Raw genomic sequence first — 26,839 nt, forward strand, 5'->3', positions numbered from 1 at the left:
ACCGGCCTATTGACAAGTCCAGGATTAAGGCATAATATAGAATTAGTTAGTGGTCACTCACATTATACCACGCATCTACCATTTGGGATATCCGAGATACTAGCGGTTACCCATAGTCGCATTAAAGGAGAATGTAATGAGCCAAACTGATAACTCGGAATCTAAAACAGAGAGCCACGTAAAACTAGGAAAGCCAGGGAAAACCGGACTTAAGAATCCATTTGTCAAGGTTTTAGTATCGGTAGTTGCTATTGTGGCAATACTATTTGGCATTCATTACTGGAGGTATGCATCCTCACATGTATCTACCGATGACGCTTATCTAACTGCTGATATTATCACAATAGCTCCCCAAGTAAGCGGAACAGTACAGCATGTATATGTTAAAGATAATCAGCACGTCGAAGCTGGACAGCTTATCGTGGTTTTGGATGACTCGACATATAAAACTGCAGTTCAGCAGGCCGAGGCAAATCTTGAAGCAGCAGTTGCTGCTGCTGAAGCGAGTGGAGTCAATGTCGGATTAACCGGCGACACAGGAAATGCTCAGATTCAACAATCAGAAGCGGGTGTTAATCAGGCCGAAAGTGCTGTCGCCAGTTCAGAAGCTGATGTATATCGTGTCAAAGCTCTTGTAGGACAATCTTCGGCTAATGCACAAAGCGTAAAAGCGAACATCGCAACCACAAAAGCATCTGTCGTGTCTGCACATGCGCAGAAAATGCGCGCCAATGCTGCGGTAGAAGCTGCCTCATCCCTGGTCGAAACAGCAGAGGCTGACGTTCGGTCCGCAGGCGCCGAAGTAGAATCAGCCGAGGCAGTATACACCAAAGCAGCCAATGACAACAAGCGCTATCAGAAGTTATTGTCTGACAATGTAATCGGAGCACAGGCAGCTGAACAGGCGTCGGTCGGTGAACGAACAGCCAAATCCCAACTGCAGACAGCCAAAGAACATTTGAGTTCTGCCAAATCCGCACTGAACGCAAGGCAGGCAGATCTGCGCGCCGCCAAGGAACAGGTAACAGCCACTAATGCGGCTATTGAACAGGCTCAAGCTCAGTATTCTGCTGCAAAACAGCAGTATACGGCCGCCGTCGCGGGAGTAACACAGGCTCAGGCGCAGTTGCTTGCGACATCGAAAGCCGTTCATCAATCACAAGCTCGTCATCAGCAAGCTCTGGCACAGCTCACACAGGCAAGGACTGCTCCCCAACAGGTCAAGATGAGTGTGGCCGCAGAACATCAGGCAAAGGCCAGAGTGAGTCAGGCGCGTGCGGCTCTCGTCGATGCCAAGCTTAGACTTTCATATACAAGAATTGTTGCTCCTGTATCGGGAATTGTCAGTAAGCGAAGTGTTAACGAAGGTATACTCGTTCAACCAGGCACTCCGCTTATGGCTATTGTTCCTCCTCCTTCAAAAAACATTTGGGTTGTGGCTAATTTTAAGGAGACTCAGCTTGCTAATGTAAAAGCTGGACAGAGCGCTGAAATCAAAGTTGATGCGCTGCCTGGAAAACCGTTTAAGGCGAAAGTTGACAGTGTGGCATCCGGTACAGGTGCAACGTTCGCATTGCTCCCACCAGACAACGCAACAGGCAACTTTACTAAAGTTGTTCAACGAATACCTGTTAAGCTTCTTATCGATTCTGACCAGTCCAATATTAATCGTTTGCATTCAGGAATGTCAGTTACAGCAATTATTGCAACTCGATAGGAGCTAATTATGAATGATACAAAAGAGCAGTTGATTCCTGAATACATGCGTTATAAGCCGTATCAGCGACTAGGCGTTTTGATTGGAATTATGCTTGGGTTAATCTTGGTTGCCATTGATGCAACTATTATCAATGTTGCTATCCCGACAATGATGGGCAATCTTGGAGCCACGATGGATCAAATCACCTGGGTGTCTATAGGCTATATGCTCACCAATGTCATATTTCTTCCTATGACCGGTTGGTTGGAAGCAAGATATGGACGCCGTAAGCTACTGGTGTTCTCAGTAATTACATTTACTGTGACTTCGTTTTTGTGTGGAACGGCAACATCACTTGGACTACTGATATTCTATCGTGTTTTACAAGGAGTTGGTGGTGCAGCTCTTATGTCCACTGGAATGTCGACTATGTTAGATGTCTACCCTTCCGAGAAAGCTGGAATAGTCTCAGCAGTATGTGGAGTAGGAGTGATGGTCGGCCCTGCACTCGGGCCGATTATAGGTGGATATTTGGTAGATAATTACTCCTGGCCATGGATATTTTATATCAATGTAATTCCAGGCATCATTGCGGCAATTATCTTGTGGTCTTTGATAAAGGAACCACAGACTCCTGGAGATACAGACAAGCCAATTGATATATCAGGGATTATCTGGTTATCGATCTGGTTGGGTTGTTTGCAGATATTGCTGGAAAAAGGCGAGCGCCAAGGCTGGCTGGAATCAGATTTTATTAAATGGCTGGCAATCCTCAGCGTCATAGGGATGATCCTCTTTATCCATCGTGTTTTGACTACTCGTTACCCGATAGTTAATCTACGCATACTAAGAAACAAAGCGTTATCGGCTGGATGCGTTTGTTCGTTCATTACAGGTGTCGGGCTTTTCAGTACGATGTTTGTGCTGCCGGTCTTTTTGCAAAATCTCCGAGGGTATACCGCACAGCAATCTGGTGTCATTATGCTGGTCTGGGCTATCTCCTCAACGTTAAGCATGATGATCTCCGGGGTGCTTTCAACTCGCATTTCTGCACGTCTTCTAGTCACTGCCGGAATAATTTGTTGCTTTATATCATTGTATGCACTTACTAAAGTTACCTATCTCAGTGGCCCGGAGCACATCTTTCTACCACAGGTTTTTCTGGGAACAGGAATTGGTTTACTGGCTGCGCCACTTATGACCGCAACTCTCGGAGGTCTGACTGGAAATGATCTTGGTGATGGATCAGGATTGTTTAATATGGTACGTCAACTCGGAGGTACGATCGGTATATCGCTAATTTCCACAATTCTGACCCAGCGTATGAAGTTTCATACCACAATGATAGCTGAACACGTGACTATATATAATCCAGAGACTCTTTCAAGGTTCAATATGCTTCAGCATTTCTTTATGGGCAATGGTTCACCAATCGACACCGCTACCCAAAGGGCTCTGGCTGTATTGAACCAATCAATACTCGGGCAGTCAGTATTAATGTCATATAACGATTTGTTTCTTTTTATAGCATTGGCATTTGCTCTGGCCTTGCCGTTTGTTTTCTTCTTGCGCGACCCGAAACCGGATGATTCCAAAGTTCAAGTGAGTATGCATTAATCGGAGGTTACAAATGAAGTTAAGAATAGAACCAAGTATATGTGTGATTCTTTGCATATTACCATCTATTTGTTCTGGACAGGCACAGATGACGATAGACGAGTGTGTCAATACTGCAATTGCTTATAACAGATCAATTCAATTATCACAACAAGATGCAAACATTGCCGTTGGTCGGATAAAGGAAGTAAAAGGAGCGGGTAATACGCATCTTAATGTATTCGGTCAGGGCAAAGACAGAAGCGATGTCATAAATCTTCCGCTTGCGGTCGGAATCGATAATGGAAATTTGATCTTGAGCAGCTTTCCTTATATACCCAAAGCAGCGGCATCATATGGAGTGTCCGTTTCTCAGGTTCTTGATTTCAATGGAATGATTCGCACCGGAACTAATGTGGCAAAAATCGATGCGCAAACAGCAGGGCTAAACATATCCGGAACTCGTAACGATGTAGTTTTACAGACAAAACTGGCATATTATGATGTTCTTCGTAGCGAGGAATTGCTGGATGTTGCTAAAGAAGCAATGAAAAATGCCGAGACACGAAAGCATACGGCACAGGCTCTTGTTGACACTGGAATTGCATCAAAAGTGGACATCATACGGGCAGATGCCTCAATTTCAGCAGCACAACAGTCTATTATAACAGCTCAGAATGCTATTCAAGTTACGAAATCTGTCGTAAACCGCATAATTGGGGTCGATGTAAATACACCTTTCGAAGTAGATAAGCCTAATGAAGACGCACTTAACCTTGCTCCTTACGAGACTTACCTCAATGAAGCTCTTGCAAAACGCCCTGAAGCAGCAATCGCATCTAAAAACATCAGCGCATCAAAGCTTCGCTATAAGCTGGCAAAGAACGGGATGTCTCCCAGTTTCGTTTTCAGTGCCGGAGGGCAGGTCGATGCTATTCACGATATCGAGCAAGAGAATTTTGCTTATGTAGGGCTATCTGCAACATTTCCACTTTCAGATGGCGGCGAAACTAGTGGGAGAAAAGAGCAGGCAAAGGCAGGTATTGAATCAGCAAAGATTGCTGAAGCAGACACAAAAGCTGCAATTACTTTGCAAGTAAAAACTGCGTATGTCCGTGTTCAGAATGCAGCCGAGAAACTTGCTACTGCAAATAAAGAGCTTGAACAGGCTGCAGAGAGCCTAAGGCTCTCGCGTGCGCGCTATTCGGAAGGCATGTCGAGTCAGGTTGAACTCAGTGATGCCGAACTGACATTTACACAAGCGCAGACGAATGTAGTCAACGCTCGATATGAGCAACTTGGATCACAGGCAGAACTGGAACGAGCAATCGGTAAATATGCAAAATAGGAGGCTTCATTAAGTGATAAAACAAACACCATTCGTTATCACAATAAGCAGGCAACTTGGAAGCGGAGGCTCATACCTGGGCCAGAAACTGGCATCTCGATTTGGTATCTTATATGCAGACAGGGATATTTTACGCCAAGCAGCAAAGTCATTGAATGTCTCCAGTGAGGTCGCAGAACCAAGTGATGAAAAGGTTACCCCTGTATGGCTATCATTATTGAGAAGTTTTGAAAAAGGGCAGCCAGAGCTTTGCTATGTTCCGCCTGCAAATTTACCGCCAAATGATGACGAATTTCACACTGCGGAATCTTCAGTTATCAGGCAGATCGCTAAGAGTTGGTCTTCAGTTATTATCGGCAGAGGTGGATATCATCTGCTGCGAGACAATCCATGGCATTTTGCAGTTTTTCTACACGCCAATGTGGATTTTCGTTCCAAACGCATTCAGGAGATACATGATTTATCTTCTGAAAATGCAATGAAACTAATCGAAAGAAACGATCAGGATCGCAAACGATATCATCATATTGTATTCGGCAGTGATTGGACAGACGCAAGGCAATATCATCTTTCAATCGATACAAGCTCAATAGGATTTGACACAGCCGAAGAAATAATTGCTGACAGTGTTCTTGCAAAATTGAATGTCTGAGTATTCGATCTAGTGTCTATCTGCTAATGACAATATGAAAAAGGCGCTGTCACATGATTCGAGAGAGTCTCAAGACTTTAATCTACATCTGCTTAATACCTATTGTTATGCAAGTGGATGCGATTATACAAAACAAGATTCATACTCAGCCGTCCGCGTTGAATTTAGAGATTGGAGTGTATTGATGATTAATAAGCATTTTTCATTACTTGATTTATGGCATGGAAAGGAAATTGAGTTCTCAGGACCTCTAGCCCGGGTTCTCGGTTCGCGGCTTAAAGACAACGCAGCCATAAAGATATATGTGTCAACTATCGGAAAATTCAAAAAAGGTAAACACATCGAACTACTTGGAATGGCAACTCAAATTACTGATGACGGAACTTTCTTGGCATCAGCAACCGGTCCAATGTCGAATATTCCTGATGCGAAAAAGGCTATAAAAAGTGTTGAGGATGCTATTCGTCGACGAGGTAAACCTATAATCCGACGAGATGATGCACTAATATATACTTCATATCAGCCTCCAGTGCCAACGAAGGCTTCGATGAAACTGCTCGGCAATCACCTGGCGCTGGTATTGGATGGCCATCCTCAGCCGACAGTATGTACGCTTCAGGTTACTACAAAGTGCCAGGCCAATTGTGTCCACTGCAGTGCAGTCAGATACAAGGATCCAGATAAAGTCGAACTTACAACCGATGAATGGAAGAAAGTGATAACTGATTCCCAGCGACTTGGTGTTGTAAGTATTGTTTTTACAGGTGGCGAGCCCTTGACCAGACCAGACATCTATGAGCTTATAGATTATGTCGATAAGGATGAGGCTATCGCACTGATGTTCTGTAATGGCCTGCTGCTTAATGATAAGAATGTAAAAAAGCTGGCCGCATCAGGTCTGTATGCCATTCATGTCTCCATAGATTCGCCCAATCCTGATGAGCACGACAGTATGCGCCGCGTGCCTGGCTGTTTCCAGAAAGCTGTCGATGGGCTAAAGCGCTGTAAAGATGCAGGTATAATGACAGGTATCTCCACATATGCCACTCCTGAGCGCCTCCATAATGGCCAGATAGTTGAAATGATTGAACTGGCAAAAACGATCGGTACAGACGAAATCACAATCTTTGATGTCGTTCCCACAGGCCGCCTGCTTTTGGAAGACAGAAAACACCTGTTGACTGATGAAGACAAAGCGGAGCTTTGCCGGATCGAAGAAGAGTGCAACATCGGGCATCCGCTTCCGCAAGTTATAACTCAGGCTCATATCAATGGACCTACAGGGAATGGTTGCTTCGCAGGCTGGTGTCAGTTTTATGTTACAGCTTTCGGAGATGTGACTCCATGTGATTTCACCCCATTGTCTTTCGGCAATGTGAGAAACGGGGAAGTGGAAGCATCCTGGCAAAAAATCGTTAGTCATGAAAATTATGGCTGTCATAACTCATGCTGCAGAATGCAGAATCCAGAGTTCAGATCACGCTGGATCGATAAGATTCCTCATTCTGGACCATTCCCATACCCAATAAGTGATGTGGATAAACTGCCTGACCCGTCGGAGAATGAAGTTCTGCAAAATGCCGTAAGCCACTCATCAGTTGGAATCAAGCACTAGATAGTTGAAAGAATAGGTGTTTTGATGATGTTTTGGAATGAAGACGGTATTCGCTTGGCATTGTTCGTTCTAGCTCTATTGCTGATTCCAGGATCTGCTTTATGTATCGAGCGCGACCTTGGCTTCCATCAGCGTGGTGACGTGCAGTGGACACAGTGGCTTGGAACCGGCGAGAACCATCGAATACCGAGTGGTACCCATGTGCCTCATTTTTGCTTCGATGGTCTTGGCGTTGAGTATGGGAAGTTTATATCACCAAGGAAAAGCCTCGGCTGTGAGTTGTTTCTATCAGAGCAGATTGGCAGTGGAAACAACAATGCCGGTGCGATTCTAGGCGACTACAGAAACTACTTTTTCGTTCACGGACGGTTCGCAGCAGACTATACCGCAGGAATTGGCGTGATGCATATGCGTGACAAAGTAAGCGGACAGGCAACAAAGAACAACTTCTGTGAGCGACTGTCTGTGGGCTTGCATTATGCCACCGGTCCAAACAACGCCGTGAGTTTGGAATACAGATTCTACCACGCGTCAAATGCTGGTATCGAGCGACCAAACCATGGGATCAATGCGACCACGGTTGTCATAGGCTATAGCTGGTACAGATAATTGGAGGATGAACAGATGAGCGCAACAGACCCGTTGAGAAAACTGCTAACTATCGTAGTGACGCTGGTCATGCTTTCGGCATCTCTCCCCGAGTATGCAGCCGAAATCGTGCTGGCTGACAAAAATGGCGGCTGTGACACATTACGTAACAGAATGAAACAGGAGCACATCAATCTCGAAGACTTGACGGCAACATTAGTTGTCGATTACAGGAATGACCAAGTGCTGAAAAAGATGGGTGAAGGCCGTGTGATTGAGTATGGAATCAAGAATGCCCAGGTGCGTTTCAAGGTGCCGGATTGCAGCCGCATCGAGGGTACTGCCCACCGTCTGCGGGTCATCTCCATCACCAATCACGACTATAGTATATTCAGAATCAAGTCATTAGGCTATCAGAAGACGAAACCGCTCGGTGAAAACGCCAAATATAGGCCGTTCGCCATGCTTCTCGGACTGGTGACTCCAGAGATTTGGGATCAGTTTGCCATCAATGATGTCGGAATTCTGAACGAGGGCACTGATGAATTCTACGTGTTCGATCTATTACGCATTGACAGTTCGCGCAAACTTTACCGCATAACAATCGACATGAAAACGCTCACGCTCCACGAATGCGACACCTACAGATCGGAAGGAGACACACTCAGGCTGACTTGTCGTTATCTGGAACCGATGCAGGTGAATGGACTATGGGTTCCTACTAAAGTGGAAATGCGCTCGGCTGATAGTGAACTGGCGGCCGTTTTCAAGCTTAGCAATATCGCAGTCAATACCAACTTGGACGATGCTCTCTTTCACTAGTCGACACCTTTACAGCAATTTGTAATAGTGTAGCCTACTGCAGTGTGCTGGTGGCGGGAGGAATGAATGAGAACGCTGACAATAGATGTTGTAGCCGATGATCTGGTTATCGGCCAACTGGAGCACACTGAGAGTTACTTTGCCGACTGGGACGAGTTGGCCCGCAAAGCTAGACAAATGGCCAGAGAACTATGCCCTGGGTGTAGGAAGCTGCAACTGTGGGCGGCGGACATCTGCTTGCTTGACTTGATATTGCAAGACGAATCGGCGTTACGCAACATGTGAATGCTATTGTGTAGGTTCTTTTGGGATCAGTTAATGGCTGGCTTTATGATATCCGACATGGGGTTGCCCCAGCGCTTGTTTAGACTTGTAAGGCAATCGCAACACGAACTATATGAGCGCATGGGAGACATCGACACCATCGATGTGGTTAATCACCAACAGTAGAAAAGAAAACGACGACGGCCGCCAAACGCGGCAGTGTCTGAAGGAGTATTCATATCATGTCAACGCAGACACCGTTTGTCATTACAATAAGCAGACAGTTCGGAAGTGGTGGAGCGTTTCTCGGACAGCGTATCGCCGCTCGTTTGCACATATATTATGTAGACAGAGAAATAATAGGCAAGGCTGCCGAAATAATACATCCGCCGGAAGACAACAAGAAAGCGATGAGCAAGAGTTCTATCAACAGATTAGAGTCATTGCTTAAATCATTCGAGCATACCGAGCCGAGGAGTTGCTGTAAGCCACTCGCTGATCTACCTCCACCGGACGATGAATCTTATGTTATGGAAGCCCCGATTGTGACTTGGATCGCACAACACTGGCATTCAGTAATAGTTGGGCGAGGCGGCTATCACCTGTTGCGGCATAACCCAAGGCATCTTGCTGTTTATATACATGCAGATATGGACTTTCGATTAGAGCGCATCCAGAGCATCTACGGCGTATCTCCGGCACAAGCATTGAAGCTGATAGAAGCAAGTGACAGAGATCGCAAACTGTTTATCTACAACACAACAGGATCAACCTGGGAGAATACACAGCAATATCACCTTTCTATCGATACAAGCGCACTAGGCTTTACACTTCCCGAGGAGATGATCCTGGACTCTATGCTCGCACGGCTTGAGAATAGCCTTGACTAGAACAACGGAAACAAAAAAGCTTAAGTCAATAATCGCAAACGATGCGATGATCCTATTTGCAGGGAGATTGAGATAGCGGTTTAGACAACAGAATTCAAATAAGCGAATTGGATTGCCAGAACGACCGCAGCTTTGTCGTAGCCATATCTAGCGATAGTATATGCAAAAAATAGCACACTACTTTTCATGGAGAAATAAAATGTATCCAGAACTTTCAGGAAAACACGCACTGGTGACGGGCGCAGCCCGAGGCTTTGGCCGATCAATTGCCATAAGACTGGCGGCTGAGGGGAGCACGGTCATTGTCAACTATCGAAGAAGCAAGATCGACGCTCAGAGCGTAGTTGCCGAGATAGAAGCTGCCGGAGGCCGAGCAATCGCACTGCGCGGTGACATGGGTAGCGAGGAGAGCCTGGATCGGCTCTTCAAGGAGATTGCGTCCGAACTTGGAAGTCTCGATATCCTGGTTGCAAATGCCGCATTTGGGATACCGGGTCCTTTGATGAACTCGTCCACCAAGCATTGGGATGTCACGATGTCATCGTCGGCACGCTCACTTCTTGATCTAGCAAAACGCGCGGTCCCGTTGATGACTTCTGATTACAAGCGGATTATTAGTATCACCAGTTCGGGCGGACACAGAGTGTTGGCGCAATACGGGCTGATGGGCGTGGCAAAAGGCGCCATGGAATCGCTTACCCGAAGCCTGGCTGTCGAACTCGCCCCTCAAGGAATTCTCGTGAACGGCGTGCTGGCAGGGGTGGCGGATACCAAATCGCTCCGCGCCATTTCTGGAGTCGAGGATCTGCTAACGAGCGCGAAAGGCCGCACTCCGCTCGGACGTCTGGTGGAACCGCAAGACATCGCAGATGTGGTGGCTTTTCTTGTTTCGGAACAGGCTCGGATGATTTGTGGTCAGTTCGTAGTTGTCGACGGCGGGTTTGAGGTTCTCGCTTAGGATTTGGATTCTACTTCTGAGAAGGAAGTCACAGACTTCCTTCCACAACCTTAACGTTCTTTTATGATCGCATGGTGGATTGACAGCTTCAGCGATAGAGACATAGGCGGCACTTGCAAGCACGAGGCTATTTCATATAGACTGAGGATGCGCTCGAAGCTTTGCCAGCAGCATGCCTACGTTCTCTGAAGCATCCCTTCTACCAAGCCGCAATATCTCCGCCACCCGGTCAAAGTCGTACCACCGGTATGTCTCCACGGGCGGCTGGAAGCAGAAGTCGCACAGTTTGATCTGCTGTAAGGACATCTCAAGTTCCATTATCTCTAAAGCCCTTAAAGCCACTTCTACCCGGCTCAGGCGTGGCTTGCCCCTGTTGTATTTGACCTCTGGCACACGATAGAGCGAGGAGCCAATAACGAAGTCCGCGCCGGACTTGCGAACGATATCGGCCGGAAGATTTCTGGTGATTCCGCCATCTACGAGGTAATGGCCACTGACCCGTTGGATAGCAAACACGCCTGGATAGGCAGCCGAGGCTTTGACGGCTGCTACCGGGTCCCCGGAATCGATGACTACTGGAGCACCTGTAACAATGTCGGTAGCGACGCAAGAGAATGGCACCTGCAGATCCTCAAACGACCGGGCCTCAACGCACATCGACAGCGCCTCGCCCACCAGCGTCCATATCTTCTCCGGTGTTCGCGCCAGTAGTCCCAACGGGCTCCTAATCAGTCCGTCTGTCTCCAGCAGTTTCAGGAAGCGGAAGATAGCATCGATTCCACCGTCTGCGTATAGCAGGCCTACAATCGCACCTGCAGATGTCCCACAGATAGAGTCCGGATGCACGCGGTGTTCCTCAATCTGCTCCAACACCCCTATGTGGGCAGCGCCAATCGCCCCACCACCGCTGAGTGCAAGTCCTATATGCATGTCTCATGCCTCCTCTATTATTATTTAGCTAGCCCCGTTGTCAGACCAGTCGTGTCACATTACATCATTCCATCCTAGAGCCGCCCATGGCGCAGCATCGATATGAGAAGATAGAACCCCAACAGTGAGGCGGTAACGAAGCCCACAATTCCGAGGACTGGCCAGCCATGAAGCAGCGGTCCCACTCCGGCTTGAACGATCAGAGAAGAGCCGACAATGATCGCTGCTACGACAACACTAAACGATAGGCGGTTTGTCATCTGGTGCAGATGTGAGATAGGTTTATCTATCTTGGTCGGTTCAAACCTCACGGTCAGCCTGCCCGAGTTGAGCGAATCGAGCAGGTTGGCGAAATCCTGCGGGGCGGAACGAAGTAGCCGGTGTGCGCCTTGCACATCATTCAGCATGTCAACAATAAACCGGACGGGTGAGAACCTGCGCCGGATCATCTCGCGTGCGAAAGGCTGAGCTACCTCGAAGATGTTGAAAGTGGGATCAATGCCACGGCCGATTCCATCCAGAATCACAACTGTCTTCGTTGCAAGTGTAAAGTCGGCAGGGATGCGTATGCTGTACTTTCGGGCGAGTGCCATCTGCTTGCTGACAATCTCTGCGGCACGTAGTTGTTGGATTGGTAGGCCATAGTATTTGCTGACTGTCCGCGAGATGTCTCTGGCCATTGCGGCGCGATCAACGTCGTTTGGTGCAATGCCGATTGTCAGAAGCGCGTCTATGATGGCTTTGATATCGCGGTGGACGATAGCCAAAAAGAGATCGGTAATCTGCTCGCGCAAGTCTTCATCAATACGCCCGACTGCACCGAAATCTACAAATGCAATTCGACCGTTCTCTTCGATGAAAATATTACCTGCATGGGGGTCCGCGTGAAAGAAACCATCTTCAAGGACTTGTTTCAAATACAGCTTTGCACCAAGTTTTGCGATCCCTTTGCGGTCAACCAGTTTTGTGTCAATTGTCATAAGGTCATTCAGCTTGATGCCTGTGATGCGCTCCATTGTGAGCACCCGTTTAGTTGTATATTTCCAATAGATTCTCGGAATGTGAACTCCCGGTTCTTCGGCAAAGCTGTCACGGAAGCGGTCGGCATTGTGTCCCTCCAGCGTGAAATCCATCTCTTCGCGTGTTGCTTCCATGATCTGACGCACTATGTCGACCACGCCCTGTTGTCTTGCCCAAGACGTACTTCGCTCAAGCAGCTTTGCTAGATTGAGCAAGATCTCGAAGTCGGTCTCCATTTCGTCCTCTATGTGTGGCCGCTGCACTTTCACTGCCACTTCATCACCAGTGTGCAATGTCGCAAAGTGGACTTGTGCGATAGATGCTGCGGCGACCGGATTGTGTTCAAAGGTAGCGAATAACTCTTCAGGATCAGCGCCCATCTCTTCCTCGATTACCTGCCTGACCTTTGAATAGTGAAGAAACGGAACTTCATCTTGAAGCTTCTCCAGTTCGTCCACTAGCTCATCAGGTAATAAGTCACGCCGGGTACTCAGTATCTGCCCCAACTTAATGAACGTGCCACCTAATTCCTCCAGCGCAAGCCGAACTCTACGCCATGTGGTTCGCCCTGGAAACTCGGCTTCAGTCTCATTACTTCGACGCCATCTTCGTGGCAACAATCTTGCGAGCCCCGCTTGGTCCAGCAGATAGCCTAGATGATGATGCGCCGCAACGACGCCGATTTGTCTATAACGTTTTGTGTGTCTACTTATCGCCTCAAACTGCATAGCTAATTCCTCTTCGAACAAGAGCAGGACTGTAGAAAACAGGTGTTCGGACGGGCATACCTTACCCGTCCGAACATCCGAGCACGCTTGATCGCTCCTGAACCCGTATTATGTCCATCAGGAGCTAATGGAGAGTGATTCCAGTTCTCTTTCAAGAGAAGCAATCCTGTCCTCCAATCGTTGAATATCCGATTTTGTCACCATACCCGTCTCTGCTAACAGCTTCTGCACGTGCTTCTCGACCACGGGGCGAATTTGTGCTCTCTCCTTATCTCCTCGTGCGATCAGTTCATTTACCAATTCCTTCGCCTGATCCTCGGTCAATTCTCCCTTCTTGGTTAAGTCTGCTGTGAATTTCTCAGCAGTCTCTTTAGTCAGAGAGAGCGTTCCAATACTTATTAACATTGCTTTCCTTACTAACTCAAACATGTGCTATTACCTCCATAAACTGTTTGTGAAGAACATTCTAGCGGTCGCTTACCGCCGCAGCGCATGCGAACAGCGTGTCCAATCACCTCGTTTCTGATATTGTGCTCCAGTTGATTCAGGGAATTGTATCGTCAGCCCCTTCTGTCGTTGTTGTCGAGAGACTCTCCGTGAGTTGGGGTATCAACCCAGCGTGGTGATATCGAACAGCGGCGGCAATCGCATTGCTAATTCCCTTCGCTCTCGAGTTCCCCCGGCACTTGATGCAGAGGCCTTTGACTCCCAGCAAGGTTGCACCTCCATGGTGAGCTGAACTAAGATCATTACGAAGGTGTGACATGGCCATCATGGTGAATGGGTATCCGGGCCAAAGCAAAGGGTTCCTACTCAGACGATTCCCCAACATTGCGAGTAATGCCTGTGACCACGCCTCCGTATGTTTAAGAACAACATTGCCGACGTATCCGTCACACACGATAACGTCGGCCCATCCTTCTGCGATATCGTTGCCTTCGACATTGCCGATGAAGTTCAATTGAGACCCGGCTAATAGCTCATAAGCTTCTAGTAAGGTCGATCCCCCTTTGGTAATCTCTGGCCCCACGTTGAGCAATCCAACCCTAGGTTCGCAAACTTCCAAGTTGCATCTGGCGAAAGCACTTCCGAGCAGTGCAAATTGCAGCAACTGCTGTGCTGTCGCACTGATGTTGGCACCAGCATCGAGGAGGATCACTTGGTGCTCAGGCGTCGGGATCATAATAGTTATTGCCGGCCGTTTGATACCCTCCAACCGACCCAGAATAAGGCAAGCCGCCGTTACCATCGCGCCCGTACTGCCTGCGGTGACGAGCGCGTCGGCTTTGCCTTGAGCGAGTAAGCTCATGGCAACGGCAATTGAAGAATCGGGCTTGGAACGAAATGCTTGAAGTGGCTTCTCGTCCATCTCAATTACACTATGTACGGGGATAACGGAGACGCATGCCCGTCGACATGAAATACGCTTCAGCTCTTCGTCCACCCGGTCCGGATCGCCTACCAGCAGTACGTGTGCACCGACAGCGCAAGAAGCTTGTGTGGCTCCTCTCACGATTTCCGCTGGAGCATAATCTCCCCCCATGGCATCCACGACTACACGTACTGGCCGTAGTGAACCTGGTATTGCCGAGGCCTGAATTATATGGTCGCGACTACTCATCATTGCTGCCAACGCATCGTCTGCCATTATGGTGTTCTCCCAGTCTGCATGTTCGTTTCACTTGCCCTTCTTCTTATGATGAGACATACCTCTAGTCTCACATCAATGATGTGCTTACTCTCCCCGACTCACCATGGTCTTGTCTTCGGGCAACCTACCAGGTACCCGTAGTTGCCCCTGGAGTTTCTCCCACATAGGATCGGTAAGATGCTCCATCTCCTCTGCGTAGCGGTCCAGCGTCGGAGCCAGTTCGGTGATAAGGCTTTCTGCACCCTCATGTGTCGCGTAGGCTCCACTCTCTGCCACTGCTTCTCGCAAAACATGGGGATTGTCTAAAAACATACATGGCTTAAGTTGGTTATCCGTCCAGGGGTAACGATTCCGTATTGCTTGGAAGAAAGAAGAATTGAGGCCTTCGCTCAGACTTTTCTCTTTGATGTTATCCACTGCGAAGTGAACAAATGCACAAGGTTCTACATCACCATTACTGTTGATATGTGCGTAGAGCCGGGCAGCCATACACCCATTTGTTGTCCATCCATCGTTCCAGAAGTCCGCAACGAAGATAGGCTTGGTTGCTCTGATATGCTGGACACGTTCCCGCTGACACTCGCGCTCCGCTGGAGTCAGCATCTGCGAGGGATCGGGATTCATGCCAATGGGGACATATGTGAAATACCACCCGAAGAGGCACCCTTTCTCGATCAGCATATCAACGAATTCATCGCTTGCTACTACATCGACGTTCTTACGGGCTGTCATACTGGAAAAACCGAAAGGCACTTGTTTTCGCCGGAGAGTATCCATTGCTTCCATAAGCTGTGCAAATGTACCCCGTCCACGACGATCATCAGTCTGTTCTTCGAAGCCTTCGATACTGATCGCCGGCACGACATTTCCCAGTTCTGCAAGTTTTCGAGCTATGCTGTCATTGATCAGTGTGCCATTGGTGTAGACCTGGAAGTAGACGTCATTGTGTTTGGCATAAATGTCAAACAGGTCCTTCCTAATAAAAGGTTCACCTCCTGTAATTGTAAAAAAGTAAATGCCCATCTCTTTGGCTTCAGTGATTATCCTGTCCAATAGTTCCAGAGGCATATCACTGTCCTTTCGATACTTTGCCGCCCAGCACCCGCGGCAGTGCAGGTTACACCTCTCGGTCGGGCTAATTACTAGAAGAAAAGGCGCTGCCTGATCATTGGCCATCAATTCATCGCGGCGTTCTGCGCCGAAGTAGATCGCGTTCAGGCCCAGGTTCTCCACGAGTTTGCGCCTGCATTTAGGATTGATCTCTCGCAGTACTCTGCGGCCGAGTGTCAAGGCAGGATGCTTCTGCTGAAACAGCCCTCGCAACTGCCGCATTTGCACCTTGTGTACTTCTTGCAGCGCGATCCCTTCCAATACTCGCGTCAATCTGATCAGGTTAGCATCCGAACTCCTCGCCAAAAGGCGCGGCAGTACCCGTGCTGCTTCCGTGGCTGCATAGCGCTTCGTTGATTGTGTGATATCCATCATAGTTACTCCTCTCGTTTAATCACAGCAATGGATCTCCTTGCGAATCCCAAAAGACCCAAAAACGATCCCGTAAAAAAGGATCGCTTCCACTCGATCCTTCTAGGCTGCTTCTATTGTCAGCCAATGAAATTTGTTCGTTGGCCCCAAAAGACCAAAAAACCGGACAACTAAAAAGGACCTTGTCTACCCGATCCCTCCAAGGCGTTCCATTACCGTGCCAAGAAAGCCCAGCAGAGCTCGCTGCCTTGCTGCCTCCATTTGGTCGATTAGGGTATCATGTCGGCGAAGAAACTCTTCCAGCCGGTCGCGCAACTCAACGCTGCTCAAGTTGTTCCTTGGTAGACTTCCCCCAACTTCAGCCAGCGCTAAGAGTCGTGCCCGTGCCGAGCGTACCCGCAACAAGATGTCCCGGAGTAACGGAATCTCTTGGATTTTATGTTGGGCATCTTTTACAGTCAGCAGTAGCGCGGTCATCGTTACTGCCCAGTACGCCAGCGTTGAAGTTTGGGAATCCAGCGTCTGAAGCAGTTCTTCTGCAAGAGCCCGATATTCATCCTGCGGATGTCCCTCAACTGCGGCAAGTATCCTCCTCTTGGTTTCCTCCCATTCTTCATCGTCGAAGCGCCCACCAGCCAGATCTACCAACATAGATCTTCCCTTATCCGTAGGTCTGAACATTACGTGTGAGCGTCCCCCATCAGACGCGCGCTCACCAAGTGCGTATTCCCGCGTTATAGCACCCCTTTTCTCAAGCACACTCATCATATCATAGGCAGTCCACTTGCTGACTCCGAGTCTTGCGGCGAGGTCGACATAGTGCACAGGTTTGTCCTGTTCGCGGTAAATATCGACCAGTGTGCCAAGGAACTCAGTTTGTCGTGACGTTAATTGCATTTCTCTTCACCCAAAAGACCAAATAACCAACTCGAGTATACCAGTGGCTTCTACCTCTGTCAAGTGCCCTGGTGAGCCGCATTCAGAGGATGTTAAGTATGCTCCCGGCAACTGCATGGTTGGAGTCATCGTCACAAGAAGACTCTGCTAGAATAGCCAACCACATCGATGTGACCTAGGCAATGGATTTCTTCATCGTTTCAATTTTAACGTTTCGGCTGCTATCGGACGAGGTTTTTGCTGAGCACGCGCAGGTTTATTCGGAGATCATCAGTTCCGCCTCGGCTGCGGCAATCAAGGTCGAAAGAGGCATCTTAAGACCTCCCGCTATAACGAGCAGGTTCTTGAGAGTGACATTGCGCTCACCGCGCTCAACCGACCCGACATAGGTTCTATGCACGCCAATGGCATCGGCAAAAGATTCCTGGCTGTATCCAAGTTTACTTCGGCGCGCTTGGATAATCTTGCCCAAGCGCTGCTGCATCAGTTTTGTGTCCATAATGCAGAGTGTAGCCGCATGAGATTTATACGTCTACACTCTATGAGTAGCATTGTGGCTGCATCATATCCTTATGACCAGCTTATCTTGTTTGTTGGCCGCGCCTTTCGGATCAGACTTCCACCATCAATGTAGCACCAAGCAGACTGCACAACACTGCCGGAAGTCATTACCGGAACCAGCACACGACGATATATGCAGGATTGCCCAAGACGGAAACCCTCAAGCTGATCAATCTTGGGTAGCGATTGGCATGGGTCGGGAAAGGTTACCAGTTCGCCGTATATCATCTGCCAGGATGCTTTTTCACAGATAGCATCTGAAGTCCTATCCGAGAAGCGTTCCTGTGTTGCGACATCCGCCAAAGGATCCGATGTTCCGACAGCAATAATGCAGCTATCAGGCACCTGCAGAACCGGGATTCGTGATGGCAGTTCATAAAGCCGCCCTTGCACGACGGCCTCTTCTATACTGAGCGCAGTCTGGCAAAACCTGTCGTGGTTCCAATACCCCCGTTTGAGTGTACCGTATACAAATATCGAAAGTGTGCCTGTGCCAACCGAAATCTGATCATTATTAGTTTGTTTCATACTTACCTCCATATCTTATTGATCAGAGCGGATCTTCGTCCAACCGAGCTTGTTAGCCAGCGAAGCGTTGGAAACCCGAACGCCCTCTGCCAGCCAGTCTGAATGGCTGAGATGCAAATTTTGGAAGACTATCGCAATCGAGAGTCATTAGACTCATTGCTTGTGTTGGTATCTCCTGCCAGCCGGTATCAGATTGAAGAACGACATCGAGATGTGCAGGGTCAGATGCATAAATCATTACGTTGTGCTCCGGGTGGTATCGAAATTCCAAAGGCTTGTTGCCTTTGATGACAATCACATTCTTCGGATCGAGCTTCGACGCCATTACCGCACTTATCAGCCCTCGACAAAGTGCAAGACGCTTCTTGAACTCAATAAGGTCTATTCGTCCTTCGTTCAATGTGGCATCAGCCATTCTGAAGATGACCTCGCTGTCCACTTCAGCGAAACGAGGTAGATCGAAGCGCATAAACAGATCGTCCGCATTGAGGATAGTGCCGTTGTGTGTTCCTAGAATCGCTCCGGCTCGAATTGGATGCGCGTTTGCGAGCACATTTACATCGCCACGGGTTGGCCAGCGAGTATGTCCGGCGAGCCACGTCGTTGCATTGTCGACCTCGGATATCACTTCGATAAACTCCTTTTCTTTGATAAACCTGGTCGCCGACAGTGGACGCTTGAAAATAGAGTGGCTACCGTTGTCTTTGAGCCAACTGATGCCGGTCGCGTAAGGACCACACTTCTCATTCAGGAGCAGTAAAAACATGAACAGCCACTTCAGATAGCTGCGTTCCTCCGGCTGCCTCTCCTTCGTGCCAAAAATCACTCCAAGTTGGCCACACATCAGATATCACCTCCCTCAACTTCAAAGCCCGTGAATATACCGAGCCTGTATAAGTCCGGATTATCCTCCATCCAGACAATGGTCTCGAAATACTCCATATCAAAGGCCAATTTCTGCACCATCGGAGCATCGAACATGTTGGTCTTGCCTGATGCTCGGACTGCCTCGATGCCTCGCCATACCGACTCAGGAATCTTGACAGAACTAGTGTGTTCCATGTCAAACCTCCGCAGGCTCCCGGCTTTCGCCGGGTTGATTCTTGGGTTTCGGTCTGCCTCTTTTGAACGCGGCGTCGCCGGGCATCGCATGCAAGAGGTGCATTCTAGCGGTCTTGAATTCGTCTCCGTTCAAACCCAGGTGAATGAGGAAAATCCTGAAGTCGTATTTAGCTGAGTTCGGGTCGAACTCTCGTTTTCGGCTGGAGGCTGCGCGGCTGTTAAGCGCCTTGGCTGCTATGGCAAGCACGAATTGGACGGCGGCTTTCACCTTGCCGGCATGCAGTGTCGCCTCAAACATTCTGAACTCAACGGTCCCTCTATACCAGACGTTGTGCAAGTTCAGGCAGTTGTAACGAGTATTGTCATAATGAGTAGGACAGGTGTTCAGGTGGCCATACCACAGGCGATTGACCTGCTCAAGCGTCCTAGGGCGGCTGTGTTCAAGCTTTGCTATGAACTCGGCGCTGATAGGTTTCGTATACTGATGCAGTCGCCGCTCGCTTACGCCAAGAGCTGTCAGAATGAGTGGCTCCTGTTTAAACATTATCTTCGCGAGGTTTGCCAGCGTCTTGCCAGTAAATGCACTCGAATCAGCATGGATATGCATTCCGCAGTTCTGGTCAACTCGCAGGCCGCATTTGCGCAGCGCACGAACCACTTCCTGCAGCACTGGCAGGTCTTCGTAACTTAGTACCGGGCTTACTACTTCTGCACGCAGGTTGGAAGCTACACTCGTAAGCGAGGCATCGGCAACGACTTTCCATATTCTGCTGTGTGCATCTTTAACTTCCCATGGGTCGTAGCTGCTCGGACTTGCCACATGGCTGACTTCTCCGCCTACCACCGACTGGATGGCTTTAGCAGCCGTTTCGCGCGTTTTGCCTATTGTTTCAATCTCAACACCGAACTTCAGGTCTCTTAGATCAGTCACTTGGTATCCTCTTTTCTGGGCTGCAGGATGTGTTCATCATTAATGAACATACCTCGAACCCGGAGGAACATCAAGTCAATTCGCTAGAGATCAGGAAAGAATCTCGGGGTTTCCACGTTCGCGAATAATAGCTGGAAGTAGTAGCCAGAAAGACTCACAGACTGATCGTACCAGGCGAACATCGTGATCTACAGTGCAACTACCGATAATAGTTCTGATATGATTCACAATCAGCAAATATAGGAAAGGATCCTTGTCTTGAGAAAACTACATCTGTTTGCCATTGCCACAGTACTTCCAGTAATGCTACTTACAGGTTGCGGGAGCAGTGGTACCAAAATAACCCAGGCCGAATATGGAGATAAATGGCCGTTTACTGTAAACGAAGGAACCCTCTCTTGCAGAGAGACCGGCAGGGTTGTCGGCACCACTAAAATGGTTGAAGTAACGTTCACTGCCAATGGCATCACCTACGCCCTGAATGGCACGGCTAAGCAAAACAACAGCTATGCCAATGTAGATTCCATATGGGCTAAAGATACTTCTTTGCCTGGGACAAAGAAAGATATTGGTCCGATAATTGACCGTGGTCTGGCACTTGCTAATTAATAATCGGCATCGTCTGTCACATTCAAGTTCACGCTTTCACTCCCCAATAGCGCCTCGTTGAGCCGATGCACGTGAGCTTCTTCGCGAATAATCAGAGTCATAGTGTCGGCAAACGAATCAGCGAGATCGCTTGGTAGATTGGCGACAGCCTCGATCCTCCTCAGCCTTGCATCCAAATTGGAAAGCAGATCAAGCACATGATTTCGAATAACACCGTCTCTTTTTTCCGAAGGCGACGGAATGAACTCAGTCATCCCGCCGCGTCGTTTGACCAACATCTTATGCCACCTAACTCAGCGTTGCACCCAGGGAATGAATGCGAGGATAGACGAGGTTATTGCCTGTAATAACAGCCTTGTAGCGAACCCGATTGCCGGCAGGATTTGTGAATGTCCGCAAGTAGATGTATTCCGTCCAGGTCTGGTCGACCTCACGGGTTGAATCAAGCGTCATCGGTTCCCACGTCGCGCCGCCGTCATTGGAAGCAAACCAGTTGAGAGAGCACCCGCTGGGAATGTTCATCTGAGCATATACCTTGCTCGATTCCACTCCCTGGGTCAGTTCGTTCTCCCGGCTGATATAGACGCCATTGGGATTATTCAAGTAGCCAATCAGGTTCACATCCTTGTAATTGAGCGCGGGAGTATCATTTGCAGTGCTGCTCGAGAGCTTCGCTCGGATAATAATCTGCGCGGCGATATTTGGCAGGCTTTCCTCCTCTTCCGGCACAATCGCGTCCCAGGTGACCCCGCTGTCTGTTGAATAATCCCATGTCATGCCAGTTCCCTGTGGTATCGCCGAATACTCGTCAATGTTAAGCTCGGAGAACTGCACGCCGGTTATTGCCTTAAAACGCACCTCGCCAGCGGGGACGAAGTCGTAGCCGTAAATCTTCATTGCCAGATCAGAGCCGTTCAGAGGAGTCCATGTCTCGGCGTTGGAGCTTTCGAGCAGCACGCCTGTAGTATAGGTCTGCTTTGTGATGACACCGTTCTGGCCCAGTTGTCCCAGAGTCGCCACGCGCACCCTATAGTTCGTGCTATCGGTAAGGATCACAACCGCGTAACTGGTGTTTGCCTCGGCATTGAACGGGTCATTGAATACGACCTTTGTCTCCGCATTGAGATTAATCTCGCCCGGAGAGACCACCTGCTGGGCGTATATGACATCATTTGGCAGGCCGGTAGTGACGCCTCGAATTTGGACCGTCACCGGGATAGACAGGTCTTTCTTCGTGAAGAACAGTCCAATCGCGGAAATAATCCTGCTTTCCGTAAAGCTGAACGTCTGTGCGAGCGGGTCCCACCTGTTCCAACCCCACCACCATCGCCATACAGTCCGGTATACGGGAACGCGGATGATCTGTTGTTGTATGATGGTTTGCTTCTGAATTATTGTGTTCGTGACCTCGACCCGCTCGACTCGAGTCACGACCAGCGGATCATTTATCTGCAGATTGGTCTGGGCAGAGTAAGTGCCATCAGTGACCTCAACAATCCGGTTTCCATTGCTTGCACTCTCAGGTATCACGAACGATGAGACCACACGTCCTGCCGAATCAGCATGAACATCACTTGCGACAACCTGACCATCGCAGCGGATTGTGATGTGCTGAGCCTCGGTCAGGAAGTTCGAGCCAGTCACTGCAATGCCGGTTTGTCCCCGACGTCCTATATTGGGTGTTACTTCGACACTCGCCGGCGGTTTCTCGAACACGGCGTAAGGGTTGATGTTCTTCTCTTCCGACCAATCGAGTTGCTGAACAAGTACCTTCTCATTTCCGGGCAAGAGAACAAGACTGCCTTTGAAAAGGGCGCTGCTCTTTGCAATATCTACCTCCAGAACACGAGACGACGACGCTCGCGCCGGTGCAACAAATTTGTGGATGCTGTCAATGCGCGCACTCCACTCAGTATGAAATGTATCAGATTGAGCCTCATTGGAGAAGTCGTCGGAGTAAATGCCTTTCTTGGTCTGAGCGTCCCGGTTCTGTAAATCGTTGTTCATTTGGTACTGCGCATCGTTATATTTCAGGTCTTCAACATCCTTAATAATACGGTGGATCTGGTCCATTGTGATTCGGGTGAGGCCAAAGTTATGCACAATCATCGAGACGGAGTTTGCCGGGCAGTCGACGCTTGCGAGGGCAAGGGTGCCTTCAGGCACAACCGGAAGTTTCGGAAAGTCGGATGGCGCGCCCTCCAGCCGCTTTATTTCTCTGGCTGTCGCATAGATGATGTCTTTGCGGCCGAGATAATAGTCATAATCAATGCTGCAATTCGAGCCGTTTACAGGGTCGCTGCCGACACCGCTTTTGCCGAAGTTGATGATGCTGGCATTTCCGGCACCTATAGTCGGCACAGGCTGCGATAGCCCGCTCGAGTTTGATGCAGGCGGGTTTGCGGTTGTCGTATCATCCGCACCATCGTCAATATATGATACAACCGCCGAACCGACTTCCTTGAGCCTCCTGAAGCTGGCACGCTCTGAGTTCGGAGAGGCGCGGTAGACACGATAACTGGTCGCGCCGCTGACGGGCCTCCATGTAATGAGGTTTGTCTCGCCCGCGGCGGTTTGACACGATACCACTCGACCGCTGATATATTCCGTCTCACCGGACGCCGAGAGTGCTGTGACCACATAGAAGTATTCACCGGCAGCAGGATAACCTGGTTGGCCGAACCACCCGCCATCGACATAATCCGTACCTTTCACCATCTGCTTCACATATGTCCAGCGGACAGTGTATGTGGTTCCTATGGCGGGTTCACTGCCGGTACCTGTCCAGTCGACATAATTGCCCGATTGCATCCAGTCAGTGCCTTCGATAAAAACAGTTGCACCCTGGCTGACCTCAATGATATCGACGACTGGATTCGGTGCAAGCAGGTCTTCTCCGCCGCCGACCGATCCGCGGGTAATGTTGGAGACGATCTCAACAATAGCTTCCACCTGCGTCGTTGCCTTGAGCGGAGTGCAGTTCAGAGCGTAACTGCGCTGACCGGTGACATAAGTCTTCTGCTCGCCGCGCACACTCTTCGTCGCGACTGCTCTGGGAACCAGAGTGGTTGTCGGTAAGTCCTTCTGAAGACGATAGCCCTGGATGTATGCCCGGCCTGCGTTGGTAATGACACGCACATTTGCACCGTCAGTCGCGCCGAGAAAGCTGTCGAAACCCTTGACGAGGTAGCTGCCCGCTTGGTCGTAGGTCCTTTCGGCAAGGTTATTGAGGAGTGAGTTGAGACCCTCGGCAGCAGCGAAGGATAATTGGTCTTCCGTGATGGATGCGACAGTAATCCGGCTACCGGGAAGAGTGCCAAGGAAGTCACTAAGATAGATACTGGACTTCTCCTGAACCGTTGCCGCCACATCGCCAGTTTCGCGGTCGAATTTGTATATCGCGACGACCTTGCGCTCGGTTACATTATTGGGTAGGCTATCGCCGCTCGTATCGTGATCCTTGAGCGACAGGACCCACTTCTCACGCTCTGCTGTCGGCTCTCCGGTAGCAGGGTTGATAAGTCCGGCATCCTGGTTGTAGCCGTAGTTATACTTGAGGAGTTCGACATACACGTAGTCGAAACCGGATGTCTTTGCCGGGTCATAAGTGAGTGTCGCGCCAGAAATGACCTCGATATGACCATCGATGTAGGTGACACCTGCAGAGATATTGAGGACATTGGCTGCAACCGATATGAGGAGACCGGATATGATTGCACCCTCCTTGAAGAGCAAATCGGCTATCTTCTTTTGCTCATGGATTGCGATATCCTGCTGCTCATTAAGTTCCGAGTCCAGCAGATCCCGATCCTGATGATATCTCACCCGTTTGTAGTTTCTGGACGGGTCGAACGTGTCTCTGGAAATCGTCATAGTCTTCTCCTATATCTTGATGACCCCTACAAGCTCGACACGTGTGTCGGAGGTCTTGTTGAAGTCGGGGATGTTCTTAACTTCATAGAGATAGCCCGGTGCAAGCACCTGTCCGCCTGGGTTGGTGATGGCTTGGAACACGCCGCCCACCGCATAGTCGGACTGAATGCCACTGACATATGTGACATTTCCACCAAAGAAGCCATACTCGCGGATTGTGATGCCGTTTGCCTCGCATTCTTCGAACCTGAAGAAGACACCAATGATATTTGTCTCCTGGCTGGTCTCGGAGTAGTGGATGCCATTTACAACAAGCACACCCTCCGGGTCTTCAGCAAGAAACCTGCGTTTATATTGCTTCTTCCGGGCACACTCATGCTTAAGTGTATTCTGCTCTATTGTAGGCGCAGGCGGGTTAAGCGGATCGACAAACGTTACATCTCCGTCGCCTATAGCACAGTGCGTGATACCATCGATAGAATCACCCATCAAGAGCTTTGCAGTAAGCACGCGGCCGCTGGCTGTTATAAGTCCAAGGGACATTATCTTCTCCTCTAAACCTGTATCTCATGGCTCTCTCGGAAGAGATACACATAGATGCTTTGCTTAATGTCTGAATTTGACATCAGCCGGTGTATGACAATCAGTTCGCAGTCAGGATGTCTTTCAAGCGGACCGAAGACGGCTTCACGGGCATCCGGTCGCAAATTCAGCACGTGGTATATCGTCATATGCAAATTGTTGCCGACAGACACCGGCCGAACAACCAGCATTCTGACATCTAGTGCTGTGCTCACCGGACCGACTACAACTGCACGCAGATCCGGTTCTACGCTAACACTCCGGATTGTGACAGTGGATACATCGATCACTCGTGCAATAGTTCGAACGCTGCTCGTAGCCTTCGGCAACTCAAGCACGATAGCTTTACCTATCGGACCCAAGACACGGTTCGTCGGAATAACAGTGCCTCTTGCAAGGCCGATAGTATTCTTGCGACTTTTACGGACAGCCACGCTTCAGTCTCCCTCTGATGACATATGGTCTGCCGGTAGTCTTGAACGGCTTGAACCGAGGTCTGACAATTGCTATCAAGTTTCGTATGTTGGGCTTCTTTGCCTGCCTTACTGCCATAACTTACTCCTTAATCGCACACCAGCCGCCACCGGAAAGATAGAACATCTTGTACGTGCCGGTACCCAGGTCGAGAAGATCTTCTGAATCACCGGCACCTGAACCGACGCAGTAGACCTCGATAAGCTCTCCCCGTAACTCCTCCGTACCCGTTGCAGTCATCGCAACCAACCAGGGAAACATGATTGTCAAGCCATAACGCACATCGGGGTCGGAATAGCTTGCAAACCCGCCGCTTGCAGCTCCACAGCTTCCGGTCTGACCTGTTGTGTTTGCATAGCCATTCCACTTGTTCAGGGCATAAAATGTACCTGGCATATTGTTCCGACCTATGATGACCGGCTGTGGATCTTCACCAACTTTCGCTCCACTTGCATAAGCTGCCGCGAGTGTTGCAACTGTGATCGTGTTTGGTGTAGTTGTAGTGTCTCGTGCTGTAACCTGCACACGCTCTATGTTTGCGTCATCCTTTATGATGTAGTAGTTGCCGGCAGTGAGTAATGAGGCATCGTTTACCTGTATCACAACGCTGCTTCCGGCAGTAACCGCCGCCTGGGTTATCGCCATGGCTCCTGACCAATAACGCTTGATGATCCCGCTGTAATTGAGATAATAAGTAGCTGTTATCTTGGTCACCACACACATATGATCGAGATCGCCATACAACCAATAGAGAAACTGAGCTGAATCCTTGGTCGATATCATGGTTGCTCCAGAGGAATAGGCGCCCTTGACACCAGCATGCGTAGTAGCATTCCAATAGAGATAGCCTCTCACTGTAATGCAGTCTGTGCTTGCGGTATCGTTTATAAGCTGGATGTAAATATCTTCCATACCCGACTCGCCAATAGACTTCAGGACATAATAAGGTTCAGTCAGAGCAGAGCCATCGTCATGTAGCGTCCAGCCGCAGGTCGTTACAAGAAAATCCTTGACCTTGGCGAGCAGGTCAGCGGTGTTGTTGGCCGTGCCAGATGTGCTGTGATATGCCATTTCTTCCT

27 protein-coding genes are annotated in these 26,839 nt (G+C 49.3%); 11 read left to right on the plus strand and 16 right to left on the minus strand.

The window, feature by feature from the left end; all coding sequences use genetic code 11:
* Nucleotides 1-136 precede the first annotated feature (136 nt).
* From LLG46_03350 to LLG46_03395, 10 genes are all read left to right on the plus strand, one after another.
* Nucleotides 137-1,717: a biotin/lipoyl-binding protein gene (locus tag LLG46_03350; protein ID MCE5322335.1), complete on the plus strand. Its 1,581-nt coding sequence runs from the start codon at nt 137-139 to the stop codon at nt 1,715-1,717.
* A 9-nt stretch (nt 1,718-1,726) separates the two neighbouring features.
* Nucleotides 1,727-3,316, plus strand: a complete 1,590-nt coding sequence (locus LLG46_03355) for a DHA2 family efflux MFS transporter permease subunit (protein ID MCE5322336.1) — start codon at nt 1,727-1,729, stop codon at nt 3,314-3,316.
* 13 nt (nt 3,317-3,329) lie between these two features.
* On the plus strand, nt 3,330-4,643 hold the full coding sequence (locus tag LLG46_03360; protein MCE5322337.1) for a TolC family protein: 1,314 nt from the start codon (nt 3,330-3,332) through the stop codon (nt 4,641-4,643).
* A gap of 13 nt (nt 4,644-4,656) precedes the next feature.
* Nucleotides 4,657-5,295 (plus strand): cytidylate kinase-like family protein, encoded by a 639-nt coding sequence (locus tag LLG46_03365; protein ID MCE5322338.1) that lies wholly within the window; start codon nt 4,657-4,659, stop codon nt 5,293-5,295.
* A 184-nt stretch (nt 5,296-5,479) separates the two neighbouring features.
* Nucleotides 5,480-6,910: a radical SAM protein gene (locus LLG46_03370; GenBank protein MCE5322339.1), complete on the plus strand. Its 1,431-nt coding sequence runs from the start codon at nt 5,480-5,482 to the stop codon at nt 6,908-6,910.
* A 24-nt stretch (nt 6,911-6,934) separates the two neighbouring features.
* The gene (locus LLG46_03375) at nt 6,935-7,519 is read left to right on the plus strand and encodes an acyloxyacyl hydrolase (GenBank protein MCE5322340.1); all 585 of its coding nucleotides are present in this window, start codon (nt 6,935-6,937) and stop codon (nt 7,517-7,519) included.
* A 15-nt stretch (nt 7,520-7,534) separates the two neighbouring features.
* On the plus strand, nt 7,535-8,320 hold the full coding sequence (locus tag LLG46_03380) for a hypothetical protein (GenBank protein MCE5322341.1): 786 nt from the start codon (nt 7,535-7,537) through the stop codon (nt 8,318-8,320).
* Between the two features lie 66 nt (nt 8,321-8,386).
* On the plus strand, nt 8,387-8,605 hold the full coding sequence (locus LLG46_03385) for a hypothetical protein (GenBank protein MCE5322342.1): 219 nt from the start codon (nt 8,387-8,389) through the stop codon (nt 8,603-8,605).
* A 221-nt stretch (nt 8,606-8,826) separates the two neighbouring features.
* A complete protein-coding gene (locus LLG46_03390) occupies nt 8,827-9,474 on the plus strand; it encodes a cytidylate kinase-like family protein (protein ID MCE5322343.1) in 648 nt (215 codons plus the stop codon).
* Between the two features lie 199 nt (nt 9,475-9,673).
* Complete coding sequence (locus LLG46_03395; GenBank protein ID MCE5322344.1) at nt 9,674-10,432, plus strand: SDR family oxidoreductase; 759 nt, start codon at nt 9,674-9,676, stop codon at nt 10,430-10,432.
* A 132-nt stretch (nt 10,433-10,564) separates the two neighbouring features.
* Here the strand turns inward: LLG46_03395 and LLG46_03400 are convergent, their stop codons facing one another.
* From LLG46_03400 to LLG46_03450, 11 genes are all read right to left on the minus strand, one after another.
* Entirely contained in the window at nt 10,565-11,362 is a 798-nt protein-coding gene (locus LLG46_03400; protein ID MCE5322345.1) for a patatin-like phospholipase family protein, read from the minus strand.
* A 74-nt stretch (nt 11,363-11,436) separates the two neighbouring features.
* Nucleotides 11,437-13,110 (minus strand): AarF/ABC1/UbiB kinase family protein, encoded by a 1,674-nt coding sequence (locus LLG46_03405; GenBank protein ID MCE5322346.1) that lies wholly within the window; start codon nt 13,108-13,110, stop codon nt 11,437-11,439.
* A 117-nt stretch (nt 13,111-13,227) separates the two neighbouring features.
* Nucleotides 13,228-13,539, minus strand: a complete 312-nt coding sequence (locus LLG46_03410) for a polyhydroxyalkanoate synthesis regulator (protein MCE5322347.1) — start codon at nt 13,537-13,539, stop codon at nt 13,228-13,230.
* 115 nt (nt 13,540-13,654) lie between these two features.
* On the minus strand, nt 13,655-14,758 hold the full coding sequence (gene plsX, locus LLG46_03415) for a phosphate acyltransferase PlsX (GenBank protein MCE5322348.1): 1,104 nt from the start codon (nt 14,756-14,758) through the stop codon (nt 13,655-13,657).
* A gap of 87 nt (nt 14,759-14,845) precedes the next feature.
* The gene (locus LLG46_03420) at nt 14,846-16,246 is read right to left on the minus strand and encodes a radical SAM protein (protein MCE5322349.1); all 1,401 of its coding nucleotides are present in this window, start codon (nt 16,244-16,246) and stop codon (nt 14,846-14,848) included.
* A 183-nt stretch (nt 16,247-16,429) separates the two neighbouring features.
* Entirely contained in the window at nt 16,430-17,140 is a 711-nt protein-coding gene (locus tag LLG46_03425) for a hypothetical protein (protein ID MCE5322350.1), read from the minus strand.
* 256 nt (nt 17,141-17,396) lie between these two features.
* Nucleotides 17,397-17,639, minus strand: a complete 243-nt coding sequence (locus LLG46_03430; protein ID MCE5322351.1) for a helix-turn-helix domain-containing protein — start codon at nt 17,637-17,639, stop codon at nt 17,397-17,399.
* A 71-nt stretch (nt 17,640-17,710) separates the two neighbouring features.
* Nucleotides 17,711-18,229 (minus strand): gamma-glutamylcyclotransferase, encoded by a 519-nt coding sequence (locus tag LLG46_03435; GenBank protein MCE5322352.1) that lies wholly within the window; start codon nt 18,227-18,229, stop codon nt 17,711-17,713.
* 52 nt (nt 18,230-18,281) lie between these two features.
* A complete protein-coding gene (locus LLG46_03440; protein MCE5322353.1) occupies nt 18,282-19,073 on the minus strand; it encodes a glucosamine 6-phosphate synthetase in 792 nt (263 codons plus the stop codon).
* Nucleotides 19,073-19,291, minus strand: a complete 219-nt coding sequence (locus tag LLG46_03445) for a DUF5049 domain-containing protein (GenBank protein MCE5322354.1) — start codon at nt 19,289-19,291, stop codon at nt 19,073-19,075. The genes LLG46_03440 and LLG46_03445 overlap by 1 nt, the downstream gene beginning before the upstream one ends.
* Nucleotide 19,292: 1 nt before the next feature.
* Nucleotides 19,293-20,222, minus strand: coding sequence for an amidoligase family protein (locus tag LLG46_03450; GenBank protein MCE5322355.1), 930 nt, complete (start codon nt 20,220-20,222; stop codon nt 19,293-19,295).
* A gap of 258 nt (nt 20,223-20,480) precedes the next feature.
* Between LLG46_03450 and LLG46_03455 the strand changes: the two genes are divergently transcribed.
* A complete protein-coding gene (locus LLG46_03455) occupies nt 20,481-20,831 on the plus strand; it encodes a YebY family protein (protein MCE5322356.1) in 351 nt (116 codons plus the stop codon).
* Here LLG46_03455 and LLG46_03460 read toward each other — a convergent pair.
* The 5 genes from LLG46_03460 to LLG46_03480 form a co-directional block, all read right to left on the minus strand.
* The gene (locus tag LLG46_03460) at nt 20,828-21,109 is read right to left on the minus strand and encodes a VrlD (protein MCE5322357.1); all 282 of its coding nucleotides are present in this window, start codon (nt 21,107-21,109) and stop codon (nt 20,828-20,830) included. The two genes, LLG46_03455 and LLG46_03460, sit on opposite strands and share 4 nt — an antisense overlap.
* A gap of 10 nt (nt 21,110-21,119) precedes the next feature.
* On the minus strand, nt 21,120-24,704 hold the full coding sequence (locus tag LLG46_03465; protein ID MCE5322358.1) for a DUF4815 domain-containing protein: 3,585 nt from the start codon (nt 24,702-24,704) through the stop codon (nt 21,120-21,122).
* Between the two features lie 9 nt (nt 24,705-24,713).
* Complete coding sequence (locus LLG46_03470; GenBank protein MCE5322359.1) at nt 24,714-25,247, minus strand: hypothetical protein; 534 nt, start codon at nt 25,245-25,247, stop codon at nt 24,714-24,716.
* 11 nt (nt 25,248-25,258) lie between these two features.
* Nucleotides 25,259-25,720, minus strand: a complete 462-nt coding sequence (locus LLG46_03475) for a hypothetical protein (protein ID MCE5322360.1) — start codon at nt 25,718-25,720, stop codon at nt 25,259-25,261.
* A gap of 121 nt (nt 25,721-25,841) precedes the next feature.
* Nucleotides 25,842-26,831 carry a hypothetical protein gene (locus LLG46_03480; protein MCE5322361.1) on the minus strand — a complete coding sequence of 330 codons (990 nt, stop codon included), beginning with the start codon at nt 26,829-26,831 and terminating at the stop codon, nt 25,842-25,844.
* Between the last annotated feature and the right edge of the window lie 8 nt (nt 26,832-26,839).

It is taken from the genome of bacterium (assembly GCA_021371935.1).
Taxonomy (GTDB): Bacteria; Armatimonadota; UBA5829; order UBA5829; family UBA5829; genus UBA5829.

What these genes read in the sequence shown, in the direction of transcription:
- LLG46_03430 (MCE5322351.1), bottom strand. Translation starts at nt 17,639, where the DNA reads ATGGACACAAAACTGATGCAGCAGCGCTTGGGCAAGATTATCCAAGCG.
- LLG46_03465 (MCE5322358.1), bottom strand. Translation starts at nt 24,704, where the DNA reads ATGACGATTTCCAGAGACACGTTCGACCCGTCCAGAAACTACAAACGG.
- LLG46_03480 (MCE5322361.1), bottom strand. Translation starts at nt 26,831, where the DNA reads ATGGCATATCACAGCACATCTGGCACGGCCAACAACACCGCTGACCTG.
- LLG46_03380 (MCE5322341.1), top strand. Translation starts at nt 7,535, where the DNA reads ATGAGCGCAACAGACCCGTTGAGAAAACTGCTAACTATCGTAGTGACG.
- LLG46_03435 (MCE5322352.1), bottom strand. Translation starts at nt 18,229, where the DNA reads ATGAAACAAACTAATAATGATCAGATTTCGGTTGGCACAGGCACACTT.
- LLG46_03370 (MCE5322339.1), top strand. Translation starts at nt 5,480, where the DNA reads ATGATTAATAAGCATTTTTCATTACTTGATTTATGGCATGGAAAGGAA.
- LLG46_03445 (MCE5322354.1), bottom strand. Translation starts at nt 19,291, where the DNA reads ATGGAACACACTAGTTCTGTCAAGATTCCTGAGTCGGTATGGCGAGGC.
- LLG46_03390 (MCE5322343.1), top strand. Translation starts at nt 8,827, where the DNA reads ATGTCAACGCAGACACCGTTTGTCATTACAATAAGCAGACAGTTCGGA.
- LLG46_03460 (MCE5322357.1), bottom strand. Translation starts at nt 21,109, where the DNA reads ATGTTGGTCAAACGACGCGGCGGGATGACTGAGTTCATTCCGTCGCCT.
- LLG46_03405 (MCE5322346.1), bottom strand. Translation starts at nt 13,110, where the DNA reads ATGCAGTTTGAGGCGATAAGTAGACACACAAAACGTTATAGACAAATC.
- LLG46_03395 (MCE5322344.1), top strand. Translation starts at nt 9,674, where the DNA reads ATGTATCCAGAACTTTCAGGAAAACACGCACTGGTGACGGGCGCAGCC.
- LLG46_03440 (MCE5322353.1), bottom strand. Translation starts at nt 19,073, where the DNA reads ATGTGTGGCCAACTTGGAGTGATTTTTGGCACGAAGGAGAGGCAGCCG.
- LLG46_03355 (MCE5322336.1), top strand. Translation starts at nt 1,727, where the DNA reads ATGAATGATACAAAAGAGCAGTTGATTCCTGAATACATGCGTTATAAG.
- LLG46_03400 (MCE5322345.1), bottom strand. Translation starts at nt 11,362, where the DNA reads ATGCATATAGGACTTGCACTCAGCGGTGGTGGGGCGATTGGCGCTGCC.
- plsX (MCE5322348.1), bottom strand. Translation starts at nt 14,758, where the DNA reads ATGGCAGACGATGCGTTGGCAGCAATGATGAGTAGTCGCGACCATATA.
- LLG46_03385 (MCE5322342.1), top strand. Translation starts at nt 8,387, where the DNA reads ATGAGAACGCTGACAATAGATGTTGTAGCCGATGATCTGGTTATCGGC.
- LLG46_03470 (MCE5322359.1), bottom strand. Translation starts at nt 25,247, where the DNA reads ATGTCCCTTGGACTTATAACAGCCAGCGGCCGCGTGCTTACTGCAAAG.
- LLG46_03360 (MCE5322337.1), top strand. Translation starts at nt 3,330, where the DNA reads ATGAAGTTAAGAATAGAACCAAGTATATGTGTGATTCTTTGCATATTA.
- LLG46_03375 (MCE5322340.1), top strand. Translation starts at nt 6,935, where the DNA reads ATGATGTTTTGGAATGAAGACGGTATTCGCTTGGCATTGTTCGTTCTA.
- LLG46_03425 (MCE5322350.1), bottom strand. Translation starts at nt 17,140, where the DNA reads ATGCAATTAACGTCACGACAAACTGAGTTCCTTGGCACACTGGTCGAT.
- LLG46_03410 (MCE5322347.1), bottom strand. Translation starts at nt 13,539, where the DNA reads ATGTTTGAGTTAGTAAGGAAAGCAATGTTAATAAGTATTGGAACGCTC.
- LLG46_03350 (MCE5322335.1), top strand. Translation starts at nt 137, where the DNA reads ATGAGCCAAACTGATAACTCGGAATCTAAAACAGAGAGCCACGTAAAA.
- LLG46_03420 (MCE5322349.1), bottom strand. Translation starts at nt 16,246, where the DNA reads ATGATGGATATCACACAATCAACGAAGCGCTATGCAGCCACGGAAGCA.